This window comes from Micromonospora sp. NPDC049359, assembly GCF_044466585.1.
Taxonomy (GTDB): domain Bacteria; phylum Actinomycetota; class Actinomycetes; order Mycobacteriales; family Micromonosporaceae; genus Micromonospora.
In genome coordinates this window covers 44,652-70,911 of sequence record NZ_JBITMW010000015.1, presented here as the reverse complement: position 1 = coordinate 70,911, position 26,260 = coordinate 44,652, and the positions used below count along the sequence as shown (strand labels likewise).

22 protein-coding genes, 1 pseudogene and 1 riboswitch are annotated in these 26,260 nt (G+C 74.0%); of the genes and pseudogenes, 17 read left to right on the top strand and 6 right to left on the bottom strand.

Annotated features, from left to right (window positions below):
* The first annotated feature begins 13 nt into the window (after positions 1–13).
* Positions 14–343, top strand: coding sequence for a hypothetical protein (locus tag ACIBTX_RS28520; RefSeq protein ID WP_355051393.1), 330 nt, complete (start codon positions 14–16; stop codon positions 341–343).
* Positions 344–405: 62 nt separating this feature from the next.
* Here the strand turns inward: ACIBTX_RS28520 and ACIBTX_RS28515 are convergent, their stop codons facing one another.
* Positions 406–1,065: a carbonic anhydrase gene (locus ACIBTX_RS28515; RefSeq protein WP_357132478.1), complete on the bottom strand. Its 660-nt coding sequence runs from the start codon at positions 1,063–1,065 to the stop codon at positions 406–408.
* A gap of 150 nt (positions 1,066–1,215) precedes the next feature.
* Here ACIBTX_RS28515 and ACIBTX_RS28510 point away from each other — a divergent pair.
* From ACIBTX_RS28510 to ACIBTX_RS28490, 5 genes and pseudogenes are all read left to right on the top strand, one after another.
* Positions 1,216–2,121: pseudogene (locus ACIBTX_RS28510) on the top strand (alpha/beta fold hydrolase); the annotation flags it as partial.
* A gap of 212 nt (positions 2,122–2,333) precedes the next feature.
* On the top strand, positions 2,334–4,451 hold the full coding sequence (locus ACIBTX_RS28505; protein WP_357393325.1) for an AAA family ATPase: 2,118 nt from the start codon (positions 2,334–2,336) through the stop codon (positions 4,449–4,451).
* A gap of 107 nt (positions 4,452–4,558) precedes the next feature.
* A complete protein-coding gene (locus tag ACIBTX_RS28500) occupies positions 4,559–5,476 on the top strand; it encodes a cation diffusion facilitator family transporter (protein WP_396833228.1) in 918 nt (305 codons plus the stop codon).
* 112 nt (positions 5,477–5,588) lie between these two features.
* A riboswitch (cyclic di-AMP (ydaO/yuaA leader) is annotated at positions 5,589–5,720 on the top strand.
* 5 nt (positions 5,721–5,725) lie between these two features.
* Entirely contained in the window at positions 5,726–6,802 is a 1,077-nt protein-coding gene (locus ACIBTX_RS28495; RefSeq protein WP_396833227.1) for a coiled-coil domain-containing protein, read from the top strand.
* 93 nt (positions 6,803–6,895) lie between these two features.
* Positions 6,896–7,423: a hypothetical protein gene (locus tag ACIBTX_RS28490; protein ID WP_396833226.1), complete on the top strand. Its 528-nt coding sequence runs from the start codon at positions 6,896–6,898 to the stop codon at positions 7,421–7,423.
* Positions 7,424–7,442: 19 nt separating this feature from the next.
* On the opposite strand, the gene ACIBTX_RS28485 is transcribed toward ACIBTX_RS28490, so the two are convergent.
* The gene (locus ACIBTX_RS28485; RefSeq protein ID WP_357132463.1) at positions 7,443–7,895 is read right to left on the bottom strand and encodes an SRPBCC family protein; all 453 of its coding nucleotides are present in this window, start codon (positions 7,893–7,895) and stop codon (positions 7,443–7,445) included.
* Positions 7,896–7,968: 73 nt separating this feature from the next.
* On the opposite strand from ACIBTX_RS28485, the gene ACIBTX_RS28480 reads away from it, so the two are divergent.
* Positions 7,969–8,148 (top strand): hypothetical protein, encoded by a 180-nt coding sequence (locus tag ACIBTX_RS28480; protein WP_396833225.1) that lies wholly within the window; start codon positions 7,969–7,971, stop codon positions 8,146–8,148.
* 17 nt (positions 8,149–8,165) lie between these two features.
* Here ACIBTX_RS28480 and ACIBTX_RS28475 read toward each other — a convergent pair whose 3' ends face one another.
* Positions 8,166–8,528 carry an STAS domain-containing protein gene (locus ACIBTX_RS28475; protein WP_007463546.1) on the bottom strand — a complete coding sequence of 121 codons (363 nt, stop codon included), beginning with the start codon at positions 8,526–8,528 and terminating at the stop codon, positions 8,166–8,168.
* Between the two features lie 389 nt (positions 8,529–8,917).
* Between ACIBTX_RS28475 and ACIBTX_RS28470 the strand changes: the two genes are divergently transcribed.
* Both ACIBTX_RS28470 and ACIBTX_RS28465 read left to right on the top strand, forming a co-directional pair.
* The gene (locus ACIBTX_RS28470) at positions 8,918–9,058 is read left to right on the top strand and encodes a hypothetical protein (protein WP_355051383.1); all 141 of its coding nucleotides are present in this window, start codon (positions 8,918–8,920) and stop codon (positions 9,056–9,058) included.
* Positions 9,059–9,198: 140 nt separating this feature from the next.
* Positions 9,199–9,606, top strand: a complete 408-nt coding sequence (locus tag ACIBTX_RS28465) for a hypothetical protein (RefSeq protein ID WP_357132455.1) — start codon at positions 9,199–9,201, stop codon at positions 9,604–9,606.
* A gap of 170 nt (positions 9,607–9,776) precedes the next feature.
* Here the strand turns inward: ACIBTX_RS28465 and ACIBTX_RS28460 are convergent, their stop codons facing one another.
* Positions 9,777–12,527, bottom strand: a complete 2,751-nt coding sequence (locus tag ACIBTX_RS28460; RefSeq protein WP_396833224.1) for a cellulose binding domain-containing protein — start codon at positions 12,525–12,527, stop codon at positions 9,777–9,779.
* Positions 12,528–12,934: 407 nt separating this feature from the next.
* On the opposite strand from ACIBTX_RS28460, the gene ACIBTX_RS28455 reads away from it, so the two are divergent.
* The 3 genes from ACIBTX_RS28455 (at position 12,935) to ACIBTX_RS28445 (ending at position 14,725) form a co-directional block, all read left to right on the top strand.
* On the top strand, positions 12,935–13,621 hold the full coding sequence (locus tag ACIBTX_RS28455; RefSeq protein ID WP_357132449.1) for a BON domain-containing protein: 687 nt from the start codon (positions 12,935–12,937) through the stop codon (positions 13,619–13,621).
* A 61-nt stretch (positions 13,622–13,682) separates the two neighbouring features.
* Positions 13,683–14,180: a redoxin domain-containing protein gene (locus ACIBTX_RS28450; RefSeq protein ID WP_357132446.1), complete on the top strand. Its 498-nt coding sequence runs from the start codon at positions 13,683–13,685 to the stop codon at positions 14,178–14,180.
* Entirely contained in the window at positions 14,177–14,725 is a 549-nt protein-coding gene (locus ACIBTX_RS28445) for a thioredoxin domain-containing protein (RefSeq protein WP_355051378.1), read from the top strand. Before ACIBTX_RS28450 ends, ACIBTX_RS28445 begins: the two co-directional genes overlap by 4 nt.
* Positions 14,726–14,738: 13 nt before the next feature.
* Here the strand turns inward: ACIBTX_RS28445 and ACIBTX_RS28440 are convergent, their stop codons facing one another.
* A complete protein-coding gene (locus ACIBTX_RS28440; protein ID WP_396833223.1) occupies positions 14,739–17,567 on the bottom strand; it encodes a LuxR C-terminal-related transcriptional regulator in 2,829 nt (942 codons plus the stop codon).
* 67 nt (positions 17,568–17,634) lie between these two features.
* Here ACIBTX_RS28440 and ACIBTX_RS28435 point away from each other — a divergent pair, with 67 nt between their 5' ends.
* The 5 genes from ACIBTX_RS28435 to serS all read left to right on the top strand — a co-directional run bounded on the left by ACIBTX_RS28435 (position 17,635) and on the right by serS (position 23,055).
* Positions 17,635–18,081 (top strand): hypothetical protein, encoded by a 447-nt coding sequence (locus ACIBTX_RS28435; RefSeq protein WP_357132442.1) that lies wholly within the window; start codon positions 17,635–17,637, stop codon positions 18,079–18,081.
* Positions 18,078–19,220: an alcohol dehydrogenase catalytic domain-containing protein gene (locus ACIBTX_RS28430; protein ID WP_357132439.1), complete on the top strand. Its 1,143-nt coding sequence runs from the start codon at positions 18,078–18,080 to the stop codon at positions 19,218–19,220. The genes ACIBTX_RS28435 and ACIBTX_RS28430 overlap by 4 nt, the downstream gene beginning before the upstream one ends.
* A gap of 51 nt (positions 19,221–19,271) precedes the next feature.
* Positions 19,272–20,546, top strand: a complete 1,275-nt coding sequence (locus ACIBTX_RS28425; RefSeq protein ID WP_396833222.1) for a saccharopine dehydrogenase family protein — start codon at positions 19,272–19,274, stop codon at positions 20,544–20,546.
* A gap of 25 nt (positions 20,547–20,571) precedes the next feature.
* Positions 20,572–21,672, top strand: a complete 1,101-nt coding sequence (locus tag ACIBTX_RS28420) for a MerR family transcriptional regulator (RefSeq protein WP_396833221.1) — start codon at positions 20,572–20,574, stop codon at positions 21,670–21,672.
* Between the two features lie 96 nt (positions 21,673–21,768).
* On the top strand, positions 21,769–23,055 hold the full coding sequence (gene serS / locus ACIBTX_RS28415) for a serine--tRNA ligase (RefSeq protein ID WP_396833220.1): 1,287 nt from the start codon (positions 21,769–21,771) through the stop codon (positions 23,053–23,055).
* A gap of 60 nt (positions 23,056–23,115) precedes the next feature.
* Here the strand turns inward: serS and ACIBTX_RS28410 are convergent, their stop codons facing one another.
* The gene (locus ACIBTX_RS28410) at positions 23,116–26,259 is read right to left on the bottom strand and encodes a discoidin domain-containing protein (protein ID WP_396833219.1); all 3,144 of its coding nucleotides are present in this window, start codon (positions 26,257–26,259) and stop codon (positions 23,116–23,118) included.
* Between the last annotated feature and the right edge of the window lies 1 nt (position 26,260).

Here is a 26,260-nt window from a genome sequence, read left to right as displayed (position 1 = left end):
AAGGAGTACCTCCGTGGCGAGCAACACCTCTAAGACCGCGCGCGCGTCCGTCCGGGCCGGCCAGGCTGGCCAGGGTGGCGCCCTCAGCGTGCTGGGCGAGTTCAAGTACCTCATCCCGCTCAACGGCGGCAAGCACGCCTACGTGCGTAACCTGACCAACGGCAAGACCGCGCACCTGCGTACCGACTCCGACGCGTTCGTCGAGGAGATCCGGGCGCTGGCCGCCGCCGGCCACGCCGCCAAGATCCGGGCGGAGATCAACAACCTGGCCACCGTTCACCCGAACGACGGCTGGGAGGCCACCGAGAAGCGTCTGGTCGCGGCCGGCGTCTTCGAGGGCTGAGCCCTCCCCCACCGCACCACCGACCGCCCGCCGGGAGTTCCCGGCGGGCGGTCGTTCGTTTGTCAGGACGCTTCGAGCAGAGCAACCTCGCCGGTGCTCAGGTCGTAGAGGCCGCCCACCACGGCCACCCGGCCGGTGGCCACCGGCCCGGCCAACAGGTCGTCGACGCGCAGCGCGTCCACGGTGCGCCGGACGTGTCGGCGGACCGTGAGCGCGAGCACCGCCGGATCGTCGAGCCCCACCTCGACGACCGCCGGGGCGATCTCGTCGACCAGGTGGGCCAGCGACCCACCGGGGCGCTCGCCGGTGCGCAGGGCGTCCACGGTCGCGCCGACCGCACCGCAGCGCTCGTGCCCGAGCACCATGACCAACGGCACGCCGAGCTGCCCCACCACGTACTCGATGGAGCCGCACACCGCCCGGTCGAGCACGTGCCCGCCGGTGCGGATCACGCAGATCGCCCCGAAGGTCTGGTCGAAGATCGCCTCCAGCGGCACCCGCGAGTCGATGCAGCCGAGGACCACCGCGTACGGCTGCTGGTCTCCGGAGGCGGCCGCCGCGGCGGCGGTGACGTCGTGCCCGTGGATCGGCTGGCCGCTGACGAACCTCCGGTTGCCGCCGAGCAGGTCGGCCAACGCGGCCCGGGGCGTGCCGCCGGCCTGCCGTCCCCGCCCCCCGGACCCGCCCGTCGGCGGAACCGGCGTCGCCCGCGCCGACTCCATGCCGTTCAGCTTGGCCCGCCGGCGCACGGCCAGGGGCGGGGTCGGGAATGTTCGCCCGACCGCGATTGGCGTGGCGTCCCGACGGGTAGCCGGTGTTACCGCCGGGTATCGGAGGTACGGGTGATGCCGGGGCGAGCCTGGGAGGTGGCGATGCCGGAGCGACTCGAAGTCGGTATGCCCGACGGCGTACGGCTGCACGTCGAGACCACCGGTCCCGTGCACGCCTCGGTGACGGCGGTCCTCCTGCACGGCTGGACGCTGGACGGGCGCAGCTGGCACCGGCAGCTCGACGCGCTCACGTCGTCCTTCGGCGACTCGGTGCGGGTGGTCACCTACGACGCGCGGGGTCACGGCCGGTCGAGCTGCATGGCGCTGCCCACGGCCACCCTGGCCCAGCTCGGCGACGACCTGGCCGCCGTCCTCGACGCGGTCGCGCCGAGCGGTCGGGTGGTTCTGGTCGGGCACTCGATGGGCGGAATGACGATCATGGAGTACGCGCACCGCCACCGGGAGCACTTCGCCGCGCGTACGGCCGGACTGGTCTTCGTCTCGACCACCGCCGAGGGGCACACGCACACCGTGTACGGGCTCTCACCACGCATCGCCCGGCTGATCCGGCTCGCCGAGACGACCGGCGCCGGCGTGCTGGCCCGCTGCGGCTCGTGGCGAGCGCCCCGGGCGCTGCTCAACGCGCTGCAGCCGAGCATCCGGTGGATGCTCTTCGGCGACCGCTGCGATCCCTCCGACATCCGGTTGGTCACGTCGGCGGTGGCCCGCGCCTCGCTGCGCTCGATCGGCGGTTTCCGCGCCTCGATCGGCGCTCAGCGCCGGCTGGACACCCTCGCCGCCCTGGCGCACCTGCCGGCCGCCGCCCTGGTCGGTGACCGGGACCGGCTGACCCCGCCGCCGTGCGCCGAGTCGATCGCCGCCGTCCTGCCGGCCACCGAGCTGACCGTCTGCCCGGGCGCCGGCCACATGCTGATGATGGAGCGTCCGATTGAGGTGAACGCGGCCCTGACCGGTGTCCTGGGCCGGGTGCTCGCCGCACCCCCGCCGCACGGGCCCGGCCCCAGCGCCGCACCCTCGCCGCACGGGCCCGGCCCGAACGGCGCACCCCCGCCGCACGGGCCGGTCGTGAGCGCCGTCGCGGCGGGTCGCTGAGCACGTTCGCGCACCTCGGGCGCGGCGGGTCGGGTCGGGGGCCGTACCCTTCTGCGGTTGGCCCGCGCGGTTCGCGCCGCTTGCCGGCGACATCGAAGGAGCGTGCGTTGACCGACCAGACCGCCCTGGAGCAGGAGATCGCCGTCGAGCAACGGCACCTCGACCGGGTGTACGCCCGACTGGCCGAGCTACGGCAGTCGGCGGTGCGCGCCGAGCGGGACGGCTACCGGATGGCGCGGGTGGGCACGTTCGGCGCGCTCGTCGAACGCGACGCGATGGTCTTCCACGCGGCTCAGCGGCGGCACACCCTCGACGCCGAACACGAGGGCCTGGTCTTCGGCCGGCTGGACCTGCGCGACCGGCAGGTGCTGCACGTCGGGCGGCTCGGCATCCGTGACGAGGACGCCAGCACCCTCGTCGTCGACTGGCGGGCGCCGGCCGCGTCGGCGTTCTACCAGGCCACCCCCGCGCAGCCGCTGGGCGTGGTGCGTCGCCGCACCATCCAGTCCCAGCGGGAGCGGGTCACCCGCATCGAGGACGACCTGCTCGATCCGGAGGCGGCCCCGGAGGGGATGACGGTCGTCGGTGACGGCGCGCTGCTGGCCACCCTCTCCCGGGCCACCGGTCGCGGCATGCGCGACATCGTGGCGACGATTCAGCGGGAGCAGGACGAGGCGATCCGGTCGCCCGGCTCCGGGGTGACGATCGTCGCGGGCGGCCCGGGGACCGGCAAGACGGCGGTCGCCCTGCACCGGGCGGCCTTCCTGCTCTACTCCGACCGCAGCCGGTACGCCGGTGGCGGCATCCTGGTGGTCGGGCCGTCGACCGTCTTCGTCGAGTACATCGCCTCGGTGCTGCCGTCGCTCGGCGAGGACACCGCGACCCTGCACTCGCTGGGCACCCTGTTCCCGGGGATGACGGCCACCCGAACCGACCCGCCCGAGGTGGCGGCGGTGAAGGGCTCGCTGCGCATGCGCCGGGTGCTGGAACGGGCGGCCCGCGACGCGGTGCCGGGGGCTCCTGGCGAGCTGCGCCTGCTCTACCGGGGCGGGCTGCTGCGGTTGGACCGCCGCGAGCTGGACGCGATCCGGGACCGCGCGTTGCACCGGGGCGCCCGGCGCAACGAGGTTCGCCGCGCCGGCTTCGACGGTGTCTTCGCCGCGCTGTGGGCGCAGGCCCGGCGCGTGAACATCGGCCGGCTGCCCGAGCAGCGGGCCTTCGAGGACGAGATCGCGGAGCGGCCGGAGTTCCGGGAGTTCCTCAAGGCCTGGTGGCCGCGCCTGCACCCGCGGCACGTGCTGGGCTGGCTGGCTCGACCGGATCGGCTGCGCCGGTACGCCGGCGGGATCCTCTCCGGCGCGGAGATCCGGCTGCTCGGCACGGCGTACCAGAGCCTGGATTCCGAGGGCCTGACCATCGCGGACGTGGCGCTGCTCGACGAGCTGGACGCGCTGCTCGGCAAGCCGGTGAAACCGGCGCGGGCCCGGCGCGACCCGTTCCAGCTCGCGGGCGGCGTTCGTGAGCTGAGCACCGCGGCCGACCGGCAGCGGGCCGCCCGCGCGGCGGCCCGGGAGCGGCCGGAGGACTACCGGGAGTACGCGCACGTGGTCGTCGACGAGGCGCAGGACGTCTCGCCGATGCAGTGGCGGATGATCGGTCGGCGTGGGCGGTTGGCCTCGTGGACGGTGGTGGGCGACCCGGCGCAGACCGCCTGGACCGGTGACCCCGAGGAGCTGACCCGCTCCCGCGACCAGGCGCTGGGCCGGCGCAAACGGCACGAGTTCACGCTCACCACCAACTACCGCAACTCGGCGGAGATCTTCGCGGTGGCGGCGGCGGAGATCCGCCGGCTCTATCCGGACCTGCCCCTGCCGAGGGCCGTCCGCTCCACCGGCGTCGACCCGGTCGAGCTGGTGGTGCCGCCCGCCGGGCTCCAGGCCGCGGCCGTACAGGCGGCCACCGGCCTGCTGGGCGAGGTCGACGGCACGGTCGGGGTGATCACGCCGGTCACCCGCCGCGACGAGGTCGCCGGCTGGCTCGACGCGCTCGGCGCGACGCGCCTGCAGGTGGTGACCAGCCTGGAGGCCAAGGGCATGGAGTACGACGGAGTCGTGCTGGTCGCCCCCAGCGAGATCCGGGCCGATCCGGGCTCGGGTGTACGCACGCTCTACGTGGCGCTCTCCCGGGCAACCCAGCGGCTCACCACCGTCGACCCGACCGGCTGACCGTCGGGTTGGCGCGCCCGGGGGCCGGCCCTCGCCCTACACTTGCACACATAGCGATGTGAGCATACATTTGACCGGGTCCCGGGCGACGTCGGAGGGTGGGTCTCGTGGGAGCAGGACATGACCACCACCACGGGTCGGTCGCCAACGCCGCCCACCAGCATCGCGGACGGCTCTGGGCGGCCTTCGGACTGCTCGCTGCCCTGATGGTGGTCGAGGCGGTGACCGCCTTCCACACCGGCTCGCTGGCCCTGCTCTCCGACGCCGGGCACATGTTCACCGACGTACTCGGCATCGGGATGGCGCTCGCCGCGATCTCCGCCACGCGGCGGGCCACCGGCGACCCGCAACGCACCTTCGGGCTCTACCGCCTCGAAGTTCTCGCCGCGCTGGCCAACGCCGTCCTGCTCTCCGGCGTGGCGGTCTACGTGGTGATCGAGGCGATCGGCCGGTTCGGCGACCCGCACCGGGTGCTCAGCGGTCCGATGCTCACGGTGGCCATCCTCGGCCTGCTCGCGAACGTGGTCGCCTTCGGGCTGCTGCGCGCCGGCGCCCGGGAGAGCATCAACCTCCAGGGCGCCTACCTGGAGGTGCTGGGCGACCTGCTCGGCTCGCTCGGCGTGATCGGCGCTGCGCTGCTCATCGCCGTCACCGACTGGTGGTGGGCCGATCCGCTGGTCGCGGTCGCGATCGGCGTGTTCATCCTGCCGCGCACCTGGCGGCTGGGGCGGGCCGCCGTACGCATCCTCGTGCAGGCCGCCCCGGAACACCTCCAGGTCACCGCCGTGCACGACCGACTGGCCGCGGTGCCCGGCGTGGTCGAGGTGCACGACCTGCACGTCTGGACGCTCACCTCGGGCATGGAGGTGGCCTCCGCGCACCTGACCATGGCGCCCGGCGCGGAGGTCGGCGCGGTGCTCACTGCGGCGCGTACCGCCCTGCGGGACGACTTCCGCATCGAGCACGCCACGCTGCAGACCGAACCCGGTGCCGCCCCGGGCGCCTGCGGTTCCGTCGAGTGGTGACCGTCATCCTTCGCGATGGTGCCGGCACCTTCCGTCACATCGGCTGCACAGACCCCACCAGCACCGGTAGGCTCTGTCCCGGCCACCACCCGGCGGCGCCTCCCGGCGCCGGTGGCGGCCGTCGCCTAATCGCCCGACAGGGCGAACCGGGGAACCATGTTCCTGGGGTGCATCCGCGTCAGCGGTAGGGATCTTCCGTCCCGAACCCGTCAGCTAACCCGGTCGGCGGCTGACGGAAGGACATGCGTAGTGGCACCAGCACGACCACCCGCCGCCCGGCTTGCGGCACTGATCGTCATGATGGTCACCCTCGGCGTCGCGCTTCCGGTCGGCGCCGCCACCGCCGCTCCCCCCGCCGGCCTGCGGGCCGCCGCCGCGCCCGACGGCGACGAGGAGGGCGGCACCCCGGCGCTACGGGCCCAGCTCGAGGCGGCCAGCAAGGGCTACCTGGACGCGAAGCGCGCGCTGGACACCTCCATCCAGCGGCAACAGCAGCTCGCGGTCAAGCTGAAGGACACCGAGGCCGAGATGACCGTACGCAACGGCAAGGTCGGCGAGATCGCCGGCGTCGCGTACCGCACCGGCCGACTCAGCACCGTCTCGGCCCTGCTCAACAGCAACACCCCCGAGGGCTTCATGGACCGGGCGGCCGCCCTCGACGTGGTGGCCGCCAACGAGGACCGGGTGCTGCGCGACCTGCACGCCACCCGGGACGAGGCGAACCGCACCCGCGTCGCCCTCGACGGCGAGATCCGGGAGCAGCGTAAGCAGGTCGAGGTGATGGCCAAGCGCAAGGAGCAGGCCGAGCGGGCCCTGACGGTCGCCAACGACAAGGCACGCGCCAGCGCCGCCGCCGACACCGACACCGGCTCCAACCGTGGCACCTCCACCGCCAACGCCCAGCCCGCACCGCGCAACTCCGACGGCTCCTGGCCATCCGAGTCGTGCAGCATCAACGACCCCACCCCGGCCAGCGGCTGCATCACCCCCCGCACCCTGCACGCGCTCAACCAGGCCAAGGCCGCCGGCTTCACCCGGTACGTCTCCTGTCACCGCAACGGCGGCTCGGGCGAGCACCCCAAGGGCCGGGCCTGCGACTTCGCCGCGCAGAAGGGTGGCTTCGGCGGGATCGCCACCGGCGGCGACAAGACGTACGGCAACAACCTGGCCGCGTACTTCATCCGCAACGCCGACCGGCTCGCGGTGCTCTACGTGATCTGGTTCAAGCAGATCTGGCTACCCAGCAGCGGCTGGAAGTCGTACAGCGGGGGGAACGGCGACCCCTCCAGCGACCACACCAACCACGTGCACCTGTCGGTGTACTGACCACCGACGCCGTCCGGGGTACGTCAGCGGGCGTACCCCGGACGTCGTCGCTGGTCGGACGACCACGCGGGGTCGGGCCGGGAGCATTCGGGTATGCCGCGAATCGCGCCCCGCACGCGCAAGGCCCTGCTCACCCTGCACCTGGTCACCTCCCTCGGCTGGCTCGGGGCCGACCTGGTGCTACTCACCCTCGGCATCGCGGCACAGCGCGGCGCCGACCCGGCCGTGGTCTACCCGGTCGCCGGGCTCGTCGGCACCGTGCTCTTCGCGCCGCTGAGCGTGCTCGTGTGGCTCGTCGGTGTCGCCAGCGCGCTGCTCACCCCCTGGGGCCTGCTGCGCTACCGCTGGGTGGTGATCAAGCTCGTGATCACCACAGTGATGGTCGGGCTGGTGCTGTTCCTGCTCACCCCGAACCTGCGGCACGCCGCCGCGCTGGGCGCCGCGCTACCGGCGCGGGACCGCGCCGACCTGGTGATCGCGCCCGCGGTGTCGACCAGCCTCATGATCATCGCGACGGTCCTGTCGACGTACAAGCCCTGGGGACGCCGACCCGCCGGCGGCACGACGCGGGATCGCCCTGCGCGCCCCGCGACGCCACGTCACGCACCAGTAAGGAAGTAGTGGGCGCGGGACCGAGGGCTCATGGCGCGGGGTCGTCGAGGGCCGCGCCGAGGCGCGCGGCCAGGGCGAGGTGGGCGGCGCGGGCCTGACCGAAGGCGTACCGGAACAGGGGTGTCGGCGCGCGCAGGGTGATGTCGACGTCGATGCGGACCAGACCGTCCGGCTCGGCGCGCAGCCGGGTGTGGTTGCGAACCGTGGTGGCGGGCCACTGGCGGGCCACGGTGACGATCTCGTCGGGCTCGCTGACCAGCACGTCCGCGTGGTACGTGGTGCGAAAGCGCAGCGGGCCGGCGACCAGCCTGTCGTTGATCGTGTAGCTGGCGCGGGCCCCCGGGCGGGGCGGCACCTCGCGGACCCGCACGATCAGGGGATGCAGTTCCCCCTGACGGGTCAGGTCGCTCAACAGCGCCGCCGCCTCGGCGACTGAGCACCGGGCCTGGACGGTGTAGCTGAAGGTATCGCTGCCGAACACACCGTCTCCCGACGTCGCTGGTCGCACGATCGTCCCGTACGCCGCCCTGGGCTGGCAACGGCCGGACGGACTGGTGCTGTCCCTCGGGGTCGACGTGGTGCTCTGCGCCGCCTCGTTGCAGGAGCCCGGGCAGGCCGCGCAGCCCGGCACCGACATGGCGTTGCTGGCCGCCGGCTACGCGTCGGTCACGGCGATCCGGGCAGTCACCGAGGTGACCGACGTGGACCTGACCGGTCCGGACGCGCAGGCCTGACGGTGGCCGCCCGCGCCTCAGGCGCCGGGAAGCACCTCGGGGGTGGCGGCCCCGGCGAAGTAGGGCTCCGGTGCGCCGAAGAGACCGAGCAGGCCGGTCACCCAGAGCTGACGGTGCACGAACCGGCTCGGCTCGGTGACGACCAGCTTGACGCCACTGACCTCGGCGGTCTGGAAGCCGGCGACCATGGCGCTGATGCCCACGGAGTCGATGAAGGTGACCAGCCTCATGTTCAGCTCGATGCGCAGCGGACGGCTCTTGGCCAGCACCTCCGCAATCGCCTCTCGCACCTCGTACGCTGTGTCGACGTCGATCTCACCCCGCGGGGCGATCTCGACGACACCACCGGACAGGACCGACTTCACGATCGACAGGCTCACGCGAGCACCTCCACCCGCCCGTCCCCCGGGCGCCTCATCAGTACGCGGGCCGCGACCGAGAGTATTCCTCCAACGGCCTCGGTCGCCACCCCTCGGGATGAGCAATTCACGGATCCGAGCGGACAAAGTCGCCCATATCCCCACTTTTCGGCATCTGATCATTCAATACTTTTCGTTATCTGATCAGTCGACGATCGGTCGGAACCGACGCGTCGCCGGACCAGGGTAGCGGTCGCGGTCCGGCAGGCCCGACATCCGTGCCGTCCCGTACGCCCGCCCCGCGTGGGACCGGCGTGTCGCGCCAGCGGTCCCGGCCCGACCCGCCAGCGTGGTTGCCGACGCTTCCTAGCATCGGCCCGGAACACCCACCGTGACGGAGAGGACCTTCGATGATCAAGCGACTGGCCGGGTTGGCCGGCGTCGGTCTGCTGCTCGCCCTCGTACTGGCCTGCGGTTTCGGCGGCGGAGACGACGACGATGACGATGACGACGATTTCGCACGCGGCGTGGCCGCGGTGGCGGTGCGCTGACCCCCGACGGGTGCGCCACGCGGGGCCGGGTTTGCGCGCCACCGGCCCGGGGCACTGCGCAGTCAGCGAACCGTGTCGCGCTGGACGGACGCCGAGGTCCGAAGTGGCCGGCGGCTTCGGCACCTGAGGAGGTAACCACGATGTTCGGAACCAACCTACTGGACCGGCGAAGTAAGCCGGAGCGGATCGCGGACCAGGCGTGGGAGCAGCTGCTCTCCGCCGTCAGCTCCGCGGGCGACAGCGTCCGGGACACCGCGCGGTCGGCCCGTCGCAGCAGCGGCGACCTCGCCGACGGCGCCGGTGACCTGGTGGGCTCGGCGGCGGAGGAGGCACGGCGTCGCGCGGCGCGCGCCTTCGACGCGCTCGCCGGACGCCAGCCGGCGCTGCCGTGGACGCTGCTGATCGGCGCCGCGCTGGTCGGCGCGGCGGTCGGCTGGGCCGTCGGCTCCGCCGCTCGCGCCGCCGGCAGTCGAGACGACCGCGCGGTGGACGACGTCGAGTTCGTCGACGTCGACCGCCCCAACTCCCCCGTCGGCCTGGACGACTAGCCACCGGTACACCGAGCGGGCCCCGTCGACATCGCGTCGGCGGGGCCCGCTCGCGTACCGGTGGCGGTGCTGGGCGGAATGTGCGCCCGGTCCGCCGGGGTGCCGGACCCCTCAGGCAACCCCGGCGGACCGGTGTTCTCGGGTGGCCCGGACGACGCCGGGCCACCGGGTCAGCGACTCGTGCAGCTCACCGAGGCCGGCGGCGAGTTGGTGCCGGTCCAGGAACCGAGGAAGCCGATCGTGGTGCTGGCCCCGGGGGCGAGCGCGCCGTTCCAGCCGCTGTCCACAACCGAGACGACCGCCCCGGTCTGGGTGTGGGTGCCGCCCCAGAGCTGGCTGACGCGCTGGCCGTTGGGGAACGTCCAGCCGAGCGTCCAGCCCGCGATGGGCCTGGTGCCGGGGTTGCTGACCACGACCTCGGCCTGGAAACCGCCCGTCCACGAGCCGGTCACCCGGTAGGTCGCCGCGCACCCACCAACCGGAGGCGGCGTCGTCGGAGGCGGCGTCGTCGGAGGCGGCGTCGTCGGAGGCGGCGTCGTCGGAGGGGGCGTGGTGGGAGGGGGCGTGGTCGGAGGCGGCGTGGTCGGAGGCGGCGTGGTGGGAGGCGGCGTCGTCGGCGTGCCGCCGGTGCGGTCGGCCACCAGGATGCCGCGACCGTTGGTGCCCAGGTAGACCCGCCCGTAGACCCGGGGATCGCCGGTCAGCGCCTCGGTCGGGTTGCCGTACTGGTGACGGTCGTCGTTGATGCGTACCCACGTCGTGCCGCCGTCGTCCGAGCGGTGTACGCCGGGCTGGCCGTCCACCGTGCCGTAGAGGTAGACGGCGGGGTTGGTCCGCCCCGGCGCGGCCTTGCCGAACCCGACGTTGCCGGAGGCGCTGACGCCGCCCAGCTTGGTGAAGCTGGCCCCGGAGTCGGTGGACCGCCAGAGCCCGCCCGGACCGGCCAGCCACAGCTCGCCCGACTTGCCGGGCAACGCCTTGAAGCGCACGTCGGAGGTGGGCAGGCCGGTCGCCGCCGTCGCGGTGAAGCTCGCGCCGCCGTTGGTGCTCAGGTAGAGCCGGCCGCCGCTGAAGCCGTAGAACCGGTTGGGGTCGACCCGGTCGGATTCGATCGTCGCGTTCGCCGGGATGCCCGTGGACGGCGCCCACGAGTTGCCGAAGCCGACCGCGTAGACGACGCGTTGGCCCGCGTCGCCGGGCGACCAGACGAACCGGCTGCCGTCGGCCGCCGCGGCGACCGTGCCGCCGGCGTTGACGCCGGACGGCTCGGTGCCCTGGAACCAGGTGGCCCCGCCGTCGGTGGAGAAGGCGACGTGGCTGTCGTTGGGCCGGTCGGAGTCGGTGAAGTTGCCGGCCCGCACCAGCACGGCGGGCTTGCTCTCGGCGTAGTCCAGGCTCGTGGTGCTGGTGAAGACCGGCTGGGTGAAGAGCATCGACGGAATGGTGTCCAGGTCGGTGTGCCGGAAGCCGCCGACGTCGCCGAGCGCGCTGATCAGGGGTGCGCCGCTGGGTGGGCTGACCAGGTCGAGGACGGCCGTCTCCTCCAGGCCCCGGACCATCGGCCGGATCGTGAACTGACCGCCGGTGTCCCACTTGGTGAGGTCGGTGGTGCCGTAGATGGTGGCCCCGGTGCCGTACATCATGCGGTTGGAGTCGTGCGGGTCGATCTCCACCGACTCGTTCATCCAGCCCAGCTTGGGGGTCTCCTCGGGGGGCGCCGGGTTGGTGCCGAAGGTCAGCCAGGGCACCGAGCTGATGTCCATGGTGTAGCGCTTGGACCGCTGCGGGTAGCTGGTGAAGTCCCAGATGCGGGTCCAGCTCGCCCCGCCGTCAGTGCTGCGGAAGAAGATCGCGTCCGGCCACCAGGAGACCTGGGTGGCCACCATCAGCGTGTTCGGGTGCTGCCGGTCGATGGTCAGCCCGCTGTAGCCGAAGTAGTCGTCGCCGCTGGTGGAGGGGATCGGGCTGATCCGCGTCCAGGCCCCGGTGGACCGGGTGAACTTCCAGACGTCGCCCTTGCCGCCGTCGTACGGGCCGCCGGTGTCGCTGGTGGCGATGTAGAGGTGACCGCCGACCGGGTCGACGACGCCCTTGTGCGCCAGGTAGCCGGTGGGTTGCCCGGGAATCCGCGCCCAGGTGACACCACCGTCGGTGCTGCGGTAGACCGGGTTGTCCTTGTCCGCCACACCCACATAGATCGTCTGCGTGGTGGTGCCGGCGGCGCCGGTGCTCTTGTCGAAGCTGACCCAGGTGAGGCCCTGGTTCTGCCCGTTGTAGCCGTTCGGGTCGCTGGGGTCGGCCCGGTAGTTGCCGACGTTCGGGAAGGCGGTGACCTTGGCCCAGGTCGCCCCGAAGTCGGTGCTGCGCCACAGCCCGTTCCCGCCCTCGGCGGCGTAGTAGAGGGTGCTGTTCCGGTTGGGGTCCACGGCCAGCCGCTCGCCCATGCCCCGGCCCGGCATGTTGCCGCCGTTCTTGAACGGCAGCTCGGTGACCTGCCAGGTGGCGCCCTTGTCGGCCGAGCGCAGGATCGCGCCGTTGTTCGGGTCCCAGCCGTTGGTGTACATGCCGACCGCCGCGTACACCCGGTTGGTCTGCACCGGGTCGGTGGCGATGCTGACCACGCCGTTGTAGCCCCAGCGGTCCGCGCCGACCCAGTCGAGCAGCGGCGTCCACGACTGGCTGGACTGCTCCCAGCGGTAGGCCCCGCCGATGTCGGTCCGGGCGTAGATCAGGTTCTTCTCGGTCGGGTTGAAGACGATGCCGGGCACGAAGCCACCGCCGCCGACCGGGACGTTGCGCCAGGTGTACGCCTCGGCGGCGGCCGGTGCCGGCGCCGATCCCGCGGCGGTGATCGGGACCGCCACGACGGCCGTGGCGACGGTCAGCGCCGCCACGACCACGCTGGTCAGTGATCTGGGCATCTGCGTTCCTCTCCGGGGGTGGGGGCCCGGGAGTCGGGATCGACCGGGGTGGCGTCGCGGCCCGGGGGACGAGCACGGCGGCGCGGGGACGGGTCGACCAGAAGTGGCGCGTCGGGGCCCGGGGGACGGACGACGACGCGGGGGGACGGATCGGAGCTGCCCTGGCTCCAACCACCCGACGCGAGGCTCCCGCGATCGAGGAACGCACTCACCCTAACCGATCCGACGCCGCTATGGAAGCGCTCCCAACACTGCTGGCGAGCCCGCCACGCACGCAGGTCCGCAGGGTGGCCCCACCCGCATCGGGTGAGGACGGGTAACCCGCCCGGCCGGCAGGATCGGACCTCGGCGGGCCGGTCACGGCCAACACCCGGTCCGCCAGGCACGCGAGCGGATGGGAGGGGCAGATGGCCATCGCGACGATCACGCGCACCGACCAGGACATCCAGTCCGCCGTCCTCGACGAGTTGACCTGGGAACCCCGGGTGCAGCCACACGAGATCGGCGTGACCGTGGCCGAAGGCGTCGTCACGCTGAGCGGACGGGTGGACAGCTACGCGAAGAAGTGGGCCGGCGAACGGGCCGCGCACCGCGTCGCCGGTGTCCGGGCGGTCGCCAACGACCTGACCGTGCAACTGGCCGGCAGCGACGAACGCGCCGACCCGGACCTGGCCGGCGCGGCCAGCGACGCCCTGGAGTGGGACGCGTTCGTACCCATCGAGAAGCTCCAGGTCACCGTCTCGGCCGGGTGGGTGACGCTGCACGGTGAGGTCGAGTGGGAGTACCAGCGCCGGGCCGCCGAACGAGCGGTGTGCCGGCTGACCGGCGTCCGTGGGGTCAGCAACGGCATCACCGTCCAGCCGAACGCGACGCCGGACGGCGTGAACCTGGCCGGGAAGATCGTGGACGCGCTGGCCCGGGCCGGCGCCACCGAGGCCGAGCGGATCACCGTCCGGGTGCACGGCGACACGGCGGTGCTCGCCGGGTTGGTGCACTCCATGCCCGAACGCGCCGAGGTCGAGCAGGTGGCCTGGTCCGCGCCGGGCATCCGGGAGGTCCAGAACCACATCGCGGTCGCCCCGGTGCTGCGCTGAGCGCGGGTACCACCCGGGACGGGTGAGTCCGTCTCACCCGTCCCGTCGGCAGGCTGGTGGCATGAGTGATCCGAACGGGCTGATCCAACCCGGGCACCCCGCCCCCGGCTTCACCCTGGCAAGCACTCCGGACGGGCGTCAGACCGGCCCCGAGCAGTTCCGGGGTCGGCCGGTCGTCCTGGTCTTCTATCCCGCCGACTGGAGCCCCGTCTGCGGTGACCAGATGTCGCTCTACCAGGCGGCGGCGCCGGTGTTCGAGCAGTACCAGGCCATGGTGCTGGGCATCTCGGTGGACAGCATCTGGTCGCACCGGGCGTTCGCCGAGAACCAGGGCATCACCTTCCCGCTGCTGTCCGACTTCGAGCCCAAGGGTGAGGTGTCCCGCCGGTACGGCGCGTACACCTCGCGGGGTGAGTCGGCCCGCGCGCTGGTGGTGCTCGACCAGGCCGGGACGGTGGCGTGGAGCTACCTGTCGGCTCCCGACGTCAACCCGGGCGCGGACGGGATCTTCGACGCGCTGGACAACCTGACCAACGAGCGGAAGGTGATGGCCCGATGACCACGCCACTGCAGGTCACCGCGCGGCTGCGCGAGCCGCTGACCGTCGAGGACCACGTCCGCGGGCCGTCCGACGCCGCGGTGACCATCATCGAGTACGGCGACTTCCAGTGCCGGTTCTGCGGTGCCGCGTACCCGAACCTGCACGAGCTGCTGCGCCAGCGCGCCGACACGGTACGGCTGGTCTACCGCTACTTCCCCATCGCCAATGTCCACCCGTACGCCGAGCGGGCCGCCGAGACGGCGGAGGCCGCCGCGGCGCGCGGCAAGTTCTGGGAGATGCACGACTGGCTGTACGAGCACCAGGACCAGTTGGACCCGGTGCACCTCTCGCTCGGCGTCGAGCAGCTCGGGCTGCCGACGGACGAGGTGAACGGCGAGGTGGACCGCCGGACGTACGCCGACCGCGTACGCCGGGACTTCGTGGGCGGGATCCGCAGCGGGGTCAACGGCACGCCGACCCTGTTCGTCAACGACGTCCGGCACGACGGCGGGTACGACCTGCCCGACCTGCTGGCCGCCGTGGACGCGGCGGCGAACGCCTGACCCGCTCCGCCGCTCAGATCAGCCGCAGCTCGCGCGCCCGCCGGACCGCCTCGCGCCGGCGGGTCGCGCCGAGTTTGCGGTAGATGTTGCGCACGTGCGTCTTGACCGTGTTGACCGACAGCGACAGCTCGCCGGCGATCTCCACGTTGGACAGGATGCTCTGCAGGTACCGCAGGATGGTCAGCTCCCGCTCGGTGAGCGGCTCGTCGAGCAGGCCGCCCGGCTCGACCGCCGGCCGGGCGGCGCCCTCCTCGACGCCCCGGACCAGGTCGCCGACCAGCGGGAAGTGCGCGGTGCCCGCGTCGAGGTGGGCGGCCAGCAGGTCCCGGACCGACGGTTGTGCCCGGGTGAACGCCCGACGGGAGCCCTGCGGGCCGGCCAGGTCGAGCACCTGTTCGAGGACCCGCCTGGCCCGTCGTCCGTCCCCGGCCCGTTCGGCGAGCACCGCCTCCAGCAGCCCGGCGTCCAGGCGTACCGACAGGGGCCAGGCTGCGGCCGGCGGCCCCTGCCAGTCCGGTAGGGCCCGCCCGGCGGCGCCGAGGTCGCCGGCCCGCAGCTCGACCCGGGCCAGGACCACGTCGAGCGCCGGGGTGGCCGGGTCGCCGGCGACGTCCGCGAGCAGGTCCCGGGCGGCGTCCAGGTCGCCCCGCTCGGCGCGGGCGTCGGCCTCGGCGGCCCGGAGCAGACTCGACAGTTCGGCGGCGGCCGGCTCGTCGGGCAGTGCCTCGCGCGCGCCCACGAGCAGCCGCTGGGCAGCGGCCGGGTCACCGGCGTCCCGGGCCAGACCCGCGCGGCACAGCGCGAGGACCGCCGCCGCCACCGGCTCGTCGCCGGGCTCGTCGGTGGCCGGTGCGGCCAGCGCGAGGTTCGCGGCGACCTCCTCGGGCTGGTCGCGGTGCAGGGCCACCACCGCCAGGGCCAGGTACGCGTAGCCGCAGTCGAGCCGGCAGGACCAGCCCCGGCAGGGCGGCATGCCCAGCGCGTCGTGCGCCGCCTGCTCCGCCGCACGCAGGTCACCGCGCACGGCGAGCAGTAGCGCGGTGCGGCTGGCGGCGACCAGCTCGGTACGCGGCCGGCCGGCCTCCCGGGCCGCCGCCCGGGCCCGGACGAACCGGGCGTCGGGCAGCCCGCCGGCGGACATCCCGACCAGGCCCAGCGCGGTCCCGGTGAACGCCCGCAGGTCGGCGTCCCCGGGCCCCGAGGCGTCGGTCAGCGGCCCGGCGGGCGGGCCGTCGGGTGAGCCGGCGGTCGGGGCGGCCCTCGGGCGGGTGCGCAGCAGTCGGGCTGCGGCCGCACGGGTCTGCGGCAGGTCACCGGCGAGCCGGGCCAGGGTCAGCTCCAGCGCGGTCGCCAACCGCAGGAACCGGTCCCGCCGTGGCGTCGGCAGCGCGTCCGCGTACGACGCGGCGGTGCGCAGGTGGCCGGTGGCGGCGCTCAGGTCGCCGGCGTACGCCCGCTCGGCGGCACTGGCGAGGGCCACCTCCGGATCGGCCTGGACCGCCTCCGGGGGCGCAGCGGGCGGCGTCGGGCCACCGACCGGATCGTGGTCGTAGCGGGTCAGCTCCGGCCAGTGCGCGACGAACAGCTCGGCGGCCAGGTCCCAGCGGCCGGCGGCGAGGGCGTGCCGGAGGCCGTCGGCGGGTCGGCCCGCGCCGGCGTACCAGTCGGACGCCCGCGCGTGCAGCTCCCGCACCTCGTCGCCGGGCAGCCGGGCCAGCTCGGCGCGGAGCAGGTCGGCGAGCAGCGGGTCGCAGCGGTACCAGGGTGGTCGGCTGTCCTCCCGGCGTAACAGGCCGCCCGCCCCGGCCAGGTTTGCCAGCGCCTGCTCGGCGTCCGCGCGGCCGGTCAACGCCTCGGCCAGCTCGGCGCAGACGCTCTCGGCGAGGGCCGTACGACGCAGCAGGTCCCGATCGGCCGGGTCGATCGCGGCCAGCACCTCCTCGTGCAGGTAGCCGGCGATCTCCGGCTGGTCGCCGCCGAACTGCCCCACCCACCGTTCCGGGTCGGGCTGGCCGCGCAACGCCAGCGCGGCGATCCGCAGCGCGGCCGGCCAGCCTCCGGCGCGCTCGCGAAGCCGGTGTACGGCGGCGGCCGGCAGCGGCGCACCGTGCGCGGTCAGCAGGTCGGCCACCTCGTCGTCGGTGAAGGCCAGCTCGTCCGTGCCGACCTCGGTCAGCTCGCCGGCGAGGCGTAGGCGGTGCAGGGCCAGTGGCAGCCCGGCCCGCGCGCCGACCACCAGGCGCAGCCGCTGCTCGGAGTGCCGCAGCAGGAACTCCAACCCGCTCAGCGCGGCCGGGTCGGTGATCCGGTGCAGATCGTCCAGGACCAGCAGTACGGGTCGTTCGGCGGCGGCCAGCCCGGCCGCCAGCAGTTCCAGCTGGTCGGGGCGCGGCGGGCCGGTCGGCAGGGGGGCGACCAGGTCGTCGTCCGCCGCGCCGGTGGCCGTGCGCAGGGCCGCCGCCAGGTACGCCCACAGCCGGTCGCCGTCGTCGCCGACCTCCACCGAGACCCACGCCGGCGCTGGGGCGTCCTCGGGTTCGGTCAGCCGTACCCAGGAGGCGAGCAGGGTCGTCTTGCCCCACCCGGCGGGCGCGACAACCAGGGTGACCGGCCCGGCGCTGCCCTCGTCGAGGCGGCGCAGCAGGCGCGGCCGGGCCACCACCGGCTCGGGCGGCACGGTCGGCGTCAGCCGCGACGACAGCAGCGGACGCTGCTCCCCCGGCCGCACCGCCGCCGTGCCGACCCGTGCGGAATCCTGCTGTTCCGGCACCCGGCCCCCACCCCCACCGCCCGCGTTCCGCCCCCCGGTCGGCGAGCGGTTACCCGGCGGGGGCCGGTTCACCCCTTCCGGGCGAGCCCGCTTCACCCGGGCCCGACCGACGATCGGGGGACGTGGACCGGGAGGACCGATGGGACGCAGGAGACGGCTGGCACGGGCGGGATCGGCCCTCGGCGGCGGCGCGTTGGCCGGGGCGGCACGGCTGCTGCGCGTACCCCGGTGGCGTGGCCGGTCCGGCGCGGACCGCGACCTCACCGCGGCCGGGTGGGAGGTGGTGACCGTGGACCGCCCCCCGGAGCAGGTGCTTCCCGACGGCCGGTGGCCGGAGCCGTTGCGCCGCCTGGACGGCGTGGTGGAGGTGCGGGTGCGGCAGGCGCCGGGTGAGCGGGGCACCGAGCTGGCCGCCCGGCCACTGGCCCGTGCCGCCGCGACGGCAGGCCTCGCCGCCCACCTCGTCGGCGACGATCCGCGCCTGCTGGTCCGGCGGACCCTGCGCCAGGTGAAGCAGCGCGCCGAGGCCGGCGAGGTGCTGCGCGCGGACCGTTCGGCGCTGGACCGCCTGAGGGTCCCCGGGTGAGGGCGCTGTGCTGGGTGGCCGCCGACGAGCTGGCGGTACGCGAGGTGCCCGACCCGGAGTTGCGCAACGAGCGGGACGTCATCGTCCGCGTCCGCCGCAGCGCCACCTGCGGGGGTGACCTGCCCCTGCTGGCGGGGCGGGACCCGCTGCTGCGCGCCGGTGACGTGCTGGGGGCCGAGTTCGTGGGCGAGGTGGTCGAGGCCGGGCCGGCGATCCGGCGGCACCGGATCGGCGACCGGGTGGTGGTCGGCGCGGGCGTGGCGTGCGGCGGCTGCTGGTACTGCCGCCAGGGGCGGCACTCGTGCTGCGACAACTCCGCCGTCGACGTGCCGAGCGTCGATCCGGGCCGGGAACGTCCGGACGCCGGCTGCTTCGGCCGGCCCCGGGCGGCGGGCGGCTTCGCCGGTGGACACGCCGAGTACGTGCGGGTGCCGTACGCCGACGTCGGCGCGTTCCGGGTGCCGGACGCGGTCGACGACGACCGGGCGCTCTTCGCCGCCGACGCGGCGCCGACCGGTTGGCTCGCGGCCGAACTGGGTGAGGTACGACCCGGCGACGTGGTGGCGGTCTGGGGGGCCGGCGCGGTGGGCCAGTTGACCGCCCACGCCGCCGTGCTGCGGGGCGCGGCCCGGGTGCTCGTCGTCGACCGGTACGAGGAGCGCCTGCGGATGGCCGAACGGCACGCCGGGGCGGAGCCGCTGGACTACCGCCGGGCCGATGTGACGGCCGAGCTGCGCGAGCGCAGCGGTGGGCGGGGCCCGGACGTGTGCGTGGTCGCGGTCGGTCCGCCGCCGCCCCGCTCGGTCGTCGACCGGTTGGCCGGCGGTGGCCGCCCGGACCCGGTGCGCGAGGCGGTGCACGCCTGCCGCAAGGACGGCGTGGTGGTGGTGCTCGGCGGCACCGACGGGTCCGTCGACGGGTTCGCCCTGGGCACGGTCACCGACAAGCGGCTCACAGTGCGCGGGGCCCGCCGGCCGGACCTGCGGGACGTACCGATGCTGCTGCACCGGATGGCCCGCGACGAGCTGCGGACCGAGCACCTGGCCACCCACCGGTTGCCGCTCGCGGACGGCCCCTCGGGGTACGCGCTGTTCGCCGACCGCGCCGACGGCTGCGTCCGGGTCGTGTTCACGCCGTGACCCGCCCTCGCCGGATCGGCGCGCGACGATGACCGGTGGCAGACTCGGAGGATGACTGGCGAGCGGGCGTACGACGTGGTGCTGTTCGGCGCGACCGGCTTCACGGGCGGGCTGACGGCCGAGTACCTGGCCCGGCACGCGCCGCCCGGGTTGCGCTGGGCCCTGGCCGGGCGGGACCCCGCTCGCCTGGCCGCCGTGCGGGACCGGCTCGCCGCGATCGAACCCGCGCTGGTCGACCTGCCGCTGCTGCACGCCGACGTGGGCGACGCCGGGTCGCTGCGGGTGGTGGCCGAGAGCGCCCGGGTGGTCGCCAGCACCGTCGGGCCGTACGTCCACCACGGCGAGCCGCTGGTCGCGGCCTGCGCCCGCGCCGGCACCGACTGCCTGGACATCACCGGCGAGCCGGAGTTCGTCGACCTGATGTACGTCCGCCACCACGCCGAGGCGACCCGCACGGGCGCCCGGCTGGTGCACGCCTGCGGGTTCGACTCCGTCCCGCACGACCTGGGCGTCTGGTTCACCGTCAAGCACCTGCCGGCCGGCGAACCGATCACCGTGGACGGTTACGTGCGCGCCGGCGCCCGGTTCTCCGGTGGCACCTACCATTCCGCGCTCACCGCCTTCGCCCGGACCGGGCAGGCCAGCCGGGCCGCCCGCGCCCGCCGGGCGGTCGAGCCGCGTCCCACCGACCGCCGGGTCCGCGCGGTGCCCGGCCGGCTGGCCCGCTCGGCGGAGCTGGGCAGCTGGACCGTGCCGCTGCCCACCATCGATCCGCAGGTGGTCCGCCGGTCGGCCGCGGCCCGCCCGGAGTACGGGCCGGACTTCCGCTACCGGCACTTCGCGGCGCTGAAGCGGCTGCCGACGGTGCTCGTCGGCGCGGTGGGGCTCGGCGCGCTGCTCGGCCTGGTGAAGGTGCCGCCCACCCGGCGGTGGCTGCTCGGGCGGCTCGCCTCCGGGCAGGGGCCCAGCGCGCAGCAGCGGGCGTCGTCCTGGTTCCGGGTCCGGTTCGTCGGCACCGGGGGCGGGCAGCGCGTGGTCACCGAGGTCGCCGGCGGCGACCCGGGCTACGACGAGACAGCCAAGATGCTCGCCGAGTCGGCGCTCTGTCTGGCGCTCGACGACCTGCCGCCGACCGCCGGCCAGCTCACCCCGGTCACCGCGATGGGCGACGCGCTGCTCGACCGGCTGGTCCGCGCCGGGCTCACCTTCCGGGTGCTGAAACGGGACGAGGTCGCAGCCGGCTCGTCGGCGGCGGGAGCGACACGCGATGCGGCGGCCGGAGCGACACGCGACACGGCGGCGCGTGGGACCGGGCCGGCCGCTTGACCCTCAACCAGGTCGAGGGGGCAGGATGCCCGACGTGGTGAGCGACCTGCACAGCATCGGCGAGTTGGCCCGCGCCAGCGGCCTGACCGTCAGCGCGCTGCGCTTCTACGACTCGGCGGGCGTGCTGACGCCGGCCCTGGTCGACCCGGTGACCGGCTACCGCTGGTACACCGACGCGCAGGTCGCCCCGGCCCGGCTGGTCGCCGGGCTGCGCCGGGTCGGTATGCCGGTGCCCGACATCGCCGCCGCCGTCCGCGCCGAGCCGGCCGAGGTGCACCGGCTGCTCGACGCGCACCTGCGCCGGCTGACCGACGGGCTCGCCGACGCACGCCGTGAGATCACGCGGCTGCGTACCCTGGTCGATCCGGGCCCGGCCGTGGTGACCACGCTGCTGCTCTCCCCCGCCGAGCTCACCGCCGCGCTCGACGCGGTGCGCTTCGCCGTCGGCGTCGACCCGGAGCTGCCGGCCCTGTCCGGGGTGCTGCTCGACGTCGAGCCGGACGCGGTGCGGTTGGTCGCCACCGACCGGCACCGCCTCGCGCTGGCCCGGGCCGGGGCCGCCGTCGACGGGCCGCCGGTGCGGGTGCTGCTGCCGGTGGACCTCGTCGACCGGCTGCGCCGGCTGCTGGACACCGACGACGGGCCGGTACGACTGACGGTGGCCGGGCCTGAGCTGCGGGTCATGGCGGCCGGCCGGATGCTCACGGGCGTCGCCCTGCCGTACGACTTCCCGGACTACCGGCGGCTGCTGCGCGAGGCGGTCGGCGTGCGGCCGGCCGCGTACCGCATCCCGGTGGACGTGGTGGCCCTGCGCGCCGCGCTGCGCGACCCGGCCGCACCCACGCTCGCCCGCGAGTACGCAGGCACGCCGCTGGCGGTCTCCGTCCTGGGCCTCGACGAGGCGGGTGGCCTGCGGCTGCTGCACCCCACCGAGCTGACCGGGCTGCCCGCCGATCCGAACGGCGAGCTGCGGTTCGGGGTGAACGGCGCGTACCTGCTCGACGCGCTGGACGCGGCCGGCGGCCCGCAACTGGTGCTGGAGCTGGACGGGCCGATCGCCCCGCTGGCCGTACGCCGCCCGGACGACGAGGACACCTTCTCCGTCCTGATGCCGATCCGGTTGTAGAAACCTCTCGCGCTCCCCGTCCCCGGGTGGAAACGTGCGCGACGGTAACATCTGATGGTTCACCAGTGAACCCCGGACGGAGGCGTACGGAGCAGCATGCTCGACATGGAGTTGATCCGGAAGGATCGCGAGGCGGTGGCGACCGCGCTGGCGAAGCGACTGGATCCCGCCGAGGTCACCCGATCCCTGGACGAGATCCAGCGGCTCGACCAGGAACGCCGCGCCCTGATCACGGAGATCGACGCCGAGCGGCAACGCCGCAAGGCCGAGGCCCGGGCGTACGCGCAGGCCAAGCGCGCCGGCACCGAGCCGCAGGTTTCCGCCCCCGAGGCGGAGCGCAAGCAGCTCGCCGACCTGGAGTCCCAGTTGGACGAGGTGCAGGCCCGGCTGCGCGACGCGATGAGCGAGCTGCCGAACCTGCCCGCCGACGACATCCTCCCCGGCGGCAAGGAGGCCAACCGGGTCGTCAAGACCTTCGGTGAGCCACCGGTGATCGAGAAGGTCCGCGACCACGTGGAGCTGTCCCGGGCGCTCGGTCTGGTCGACTACGAGCGCGGCGTCAAGCTCGGCGGCTCCGGCTTCTGGATCTACACGGGTGTCGGCGCCCGGCTGGAGTGGGCGCTGCTCAACTACTTCGTCGACCAGCACATCAAGGCCGGGTACGAGTTCCTGCTCCCGCCGCACCTGCTGCTCGACTCGGCCGGGTTCGCCGCCGGCCAGTTCCCCAAGTTCTACGACGACGTCTATCACCTGGACGCCGCCTCCGCGCCGCGTGGGCAGTTCCTGCTGCCCACCTCGGAGACGGCGATCCTGGGCGCGTACCAGGACGAGATCCTGGAGACCACGAAGCTGCCGTTGAAGGCGTTCGCGTACACGCCGTGCTACCGGCGGGAGTCGGCCGGGTCGCACTCGGACGAGCGCGGCACGGTGCGCGGGCACCAGTTCAACAAGGTGGAGATCTTCCAGTTCACCCTGCCCGAGCAGGCGGACGCGGCGCTGGAGGAGATGCTCGCCCACGCCGAGAGCCTGGTTGAAGGGCTGGGCCTGCACTACCAGCGCACGCTGCTCTCGGCCGGCGACGCCAGCGCCTCGATGAAGAAGACCCTCGACATCGAGGTGTGGATGCCGAGCACGGGCAAGTACAAGGAGGTCTCGTCGGTCTCCTGGGCCGGCGACTACCAGGCGCGTCGGGCGGCCATCCGCTACCGCGAGCCGGGTGGCAAGCAGACCCGCTTCGTGCACACCCTCAACGGCTCCGCCCTGGCCACGAGCCGCCTCTTCCCGGCCATCCTGGAGCAGTACCAGCAGGCCGACGGCAGCGTCCTGGTCCCCAAGGTCCTCCAGGACCGCCTGGGCACCGACCGGCTGACCCCCCTGCGCTGAGTCAGTCGGCGGCGGGGCTGGTGCGATCCGCACCAGCCCCGCCGTCGTTTGTTCGAACTTTCAGGCGGCGAACACCTCCACGGAGGTCAGCCGGGCGTCACCGGGCTGCCAGTCGGCGACCGCGACCGCCAGGTACCGCGCGGAGGACGTGGTCGTGACGGTGGTCTCGGGCTTCGGCTTCGGCACCGAGGCGACCGTCTTGTAGCCGAGTCCGTCGGCCGAGGTGGCCACGGTGATCGGCCGCCGCCGACCGGGCGTCCAGGTCAGGCGGACCGAGGCCAGTTCCCGCGACGATCCGAGGTCGATCACCATTCGGCCGTTCGGGCCCGGTTGCCAGGCGGTCCCCGGGTCGCCGTCGACGGCGGCCGACGGGTCGGTCATGCCGGCCGGCAGCGGTGACGTCGGGTAGGTCGTCCGAGACCGGGCCAGGTCGCTGGTCGGCGTCACCGTTGCGCCCGCGAACGCGACGTCCTTGCTGTGTCCGGCGGGAACCGTCAGCCGCTGGCGGGCGCCGCCGGCCGCGGACTCCACCTGCACCTTCACGATGTGCCCGGCGGGCGCGGTGACTCGGAGGTGGTGCGAGTCGGTGACGTCGAACCGGGTACCGGCGGGAATCGCCTTCTCCGGCTGTGCCGCGGTCACGGTGAAGCGGGGCGGCTCGACGCGTGCGGTCGCGGCGGCAAGGTCGACCTGGTAGGTCGTGGTCCCCGATCCGGTGACCTGGCTTCCGTGGTACAGCCGCAGCGTGGCGGGCTGCGAAAGCGTGACGGCCGCCGCCGTGATGGCGCTGTCGGACAGGTTGAACAGGCTCAGGTATCCGTCCGCGTCACTCACCCGCAACGCCTCCGGACCGCCGCCGGGCAGGGTTCGCGACGCCGCGGCGGCCAGGGCCGGCCGGCTCGCGCCCGCGTACCCCTCGATGATCAGCCGGGTGCTGCCGGTGGCCGGCCCGCTGGACAGGGTGACGGTGGTGGCGGTCACGGTGATCGGGTTCTGCGCGTTGTGGACCACCAGACCCGCTCGTCCGTCGATGTCCAGCCAGGAGCCGGCGATGGTGGGGCTGTCCGGCACCGCCGCCGCGTCGCTCCAGTCGGAGCCGTCGAGAGAGGTCTGGATGACGTAGCGGGTGCCGTACGCGGACTCCCAGTCCAGGCGTACGCCGCTGATGTCGATCGGCTCGCCGAGGTCGACGGCGACCCAACTGTCCGCGCGGGCGCGTTCCTCCCGGGCGACTGCCCAGCGGGTGCCGGGGTTGCCGTCGGTCGCCCGCGCCGCGGGGTAGGCGGGGTCGGCGGACGAGGCCGTGGTGGGCCGGCCGGCGGCGCGGTCGACCCCGCCGGCGTCGAGCACGGCGAAGGCGAACAGGGAGTAGCCGTACTGGGTGGCGGGGGAACGGCCGAGCATCCGCACGTACCGGGCGGAACGAGGCGCGAAGCTGATCTGGTCGGTTCCGCCGTCGCCGACGCCCGGTTGTCCGGCCAGGGTGACGGATCCCTGTTCGCCGGTGAAGGTACGGCTGCCGGTGAGCCCGGGTACGCCGGGCATGTCCAGGTTGAACAGGGTGAGCGTGCCCTCGTCGGCACTGATGCCGGTGGTGGCGTACACGACCGTACCGGTGGGTAGCGTGACGTATCCGGCGGTGCCGTCGGCGACGCGCAGAACGGTCGCCGTGGCGTCGACACCGTCCCGGGCCACGGTGTACGCGGCGGAGGTACGGCCGAGGACCGGCGCGGACTGCCTCGGCAGCAGCGAGGCGGCCCGGGTGTCGAACAACCAGTTGTCGTGGGCGGGCGCCCACTGGAACGAGACGAATCCGGTCTTGCTGACCGCCGCGGCGAACGCGGCCGGGGTTTGTTGGGCGGTCAGCCCGGCCTGCTCCCCGAAGTCCCGGGTGCCCGCAGCCGCCGCGAAGAACGTGGTGCTGGCGACCGGCTGGACCACGCCGCCGTTGGCTGCCCGCCAGGAGTGGAACAGGTAACTGATCGCGATCTCGGCCCGGGCCTCGGGCTCGTACTTCGGCTCGCCGCTGAACTTGGTGAGCCGATTCTCGGGTGGGTAGTTCAGGTAGGGCATGAGCCGGTCGGCGAGGTCCGCCTCGGCCCGGGCGGCGTGCCGGTCGCCCTGAACCTGCGCGAGGAAGGCCAGCGGTAGGACATCACGGCCGTACAGGTGGTAGCGGTCCGCGACCATCGGCATGAAGGGTTCGCCGGCGTCGCTGGCCAGCAGCCGCATGGTCCGCCACAGTTGGTCGCCGCTGGGCTGCCGGGTGAGTGCCTCGGGAAGCGGTTGGCCGGCGGTCAGGAAGTGCGCCGCGGTACGACCCCCGGTGCGCCACAGTTCTTCCTGGTAGTGCGGGCCGAAGGAGCCGTGGTTCTCGACGAGGAACGTGTCGTGGATGTTGTGGGCGGTGTTCCAGTCCGCGATCGCCCGCCCGTCGACGACGGCGGGGTTGGCGCGGTCGGCCGCCGGTAGTCCGGTCGCGTTGAGCGTCCACATCGAGAACCGCTCGCGCCACGCCGCGGCTGCGGGGTCGTCCGGCGCCCAGGCCAGGCCGGGAGCGATCGCCTGTGCGTAGACCCCCATCTCCTCGAGCTTGGTGTCACCGATCCAGCCACCGGTGCGGCCGTTCGGCGTCCAACTGCCACTCAGTGGGTCGTTACCGGTGCCGAGGGAGTGGGCGTACGCGGCCTGTCCCCGGGCGATGCGGTCGACGTTGGTGCGGGTCACCTCGTCCAGGTCGGACCAGAGCAGTCGGGCGGCCAGGACGAAGTACAGCTCGAAGGTGCTGTCCCAGAAGAGCTGTCGGCCCCACTCGGTGCCGCCGGCGAGCCGGTTGGTGGCCGCGAACCGGCGGATGGTGGCGATGGTACGGGCGTGCAGCGTGTCCCGGTCGACGCCGGCCGCCGCCGGGTCGTACCCGGGCGAGATGAGCAGAACGGCGTTACCGAGGACGACCGCGAACCTGAAGTCCGCGAGGCGGTACGCGTTGATCGCCGGATCCCACTGCTCCTCGGCCCACCGGGTGTGGGCGAGCAGCAGCGAGTGGTAGGTGTGGGCAACCGGGCCGGTGGCCGCGGCCGGTGGCGTGGGGGCGGCCGACGCGGCCTGGGCGGCGGCGGGTCGGGCGATGGCGAGTCCAGCGCCGATGGCGCCGCCGAGGATGAGCAGCCGCCGCCTGCTCAGCTCGAATTCGGAGATACGCATG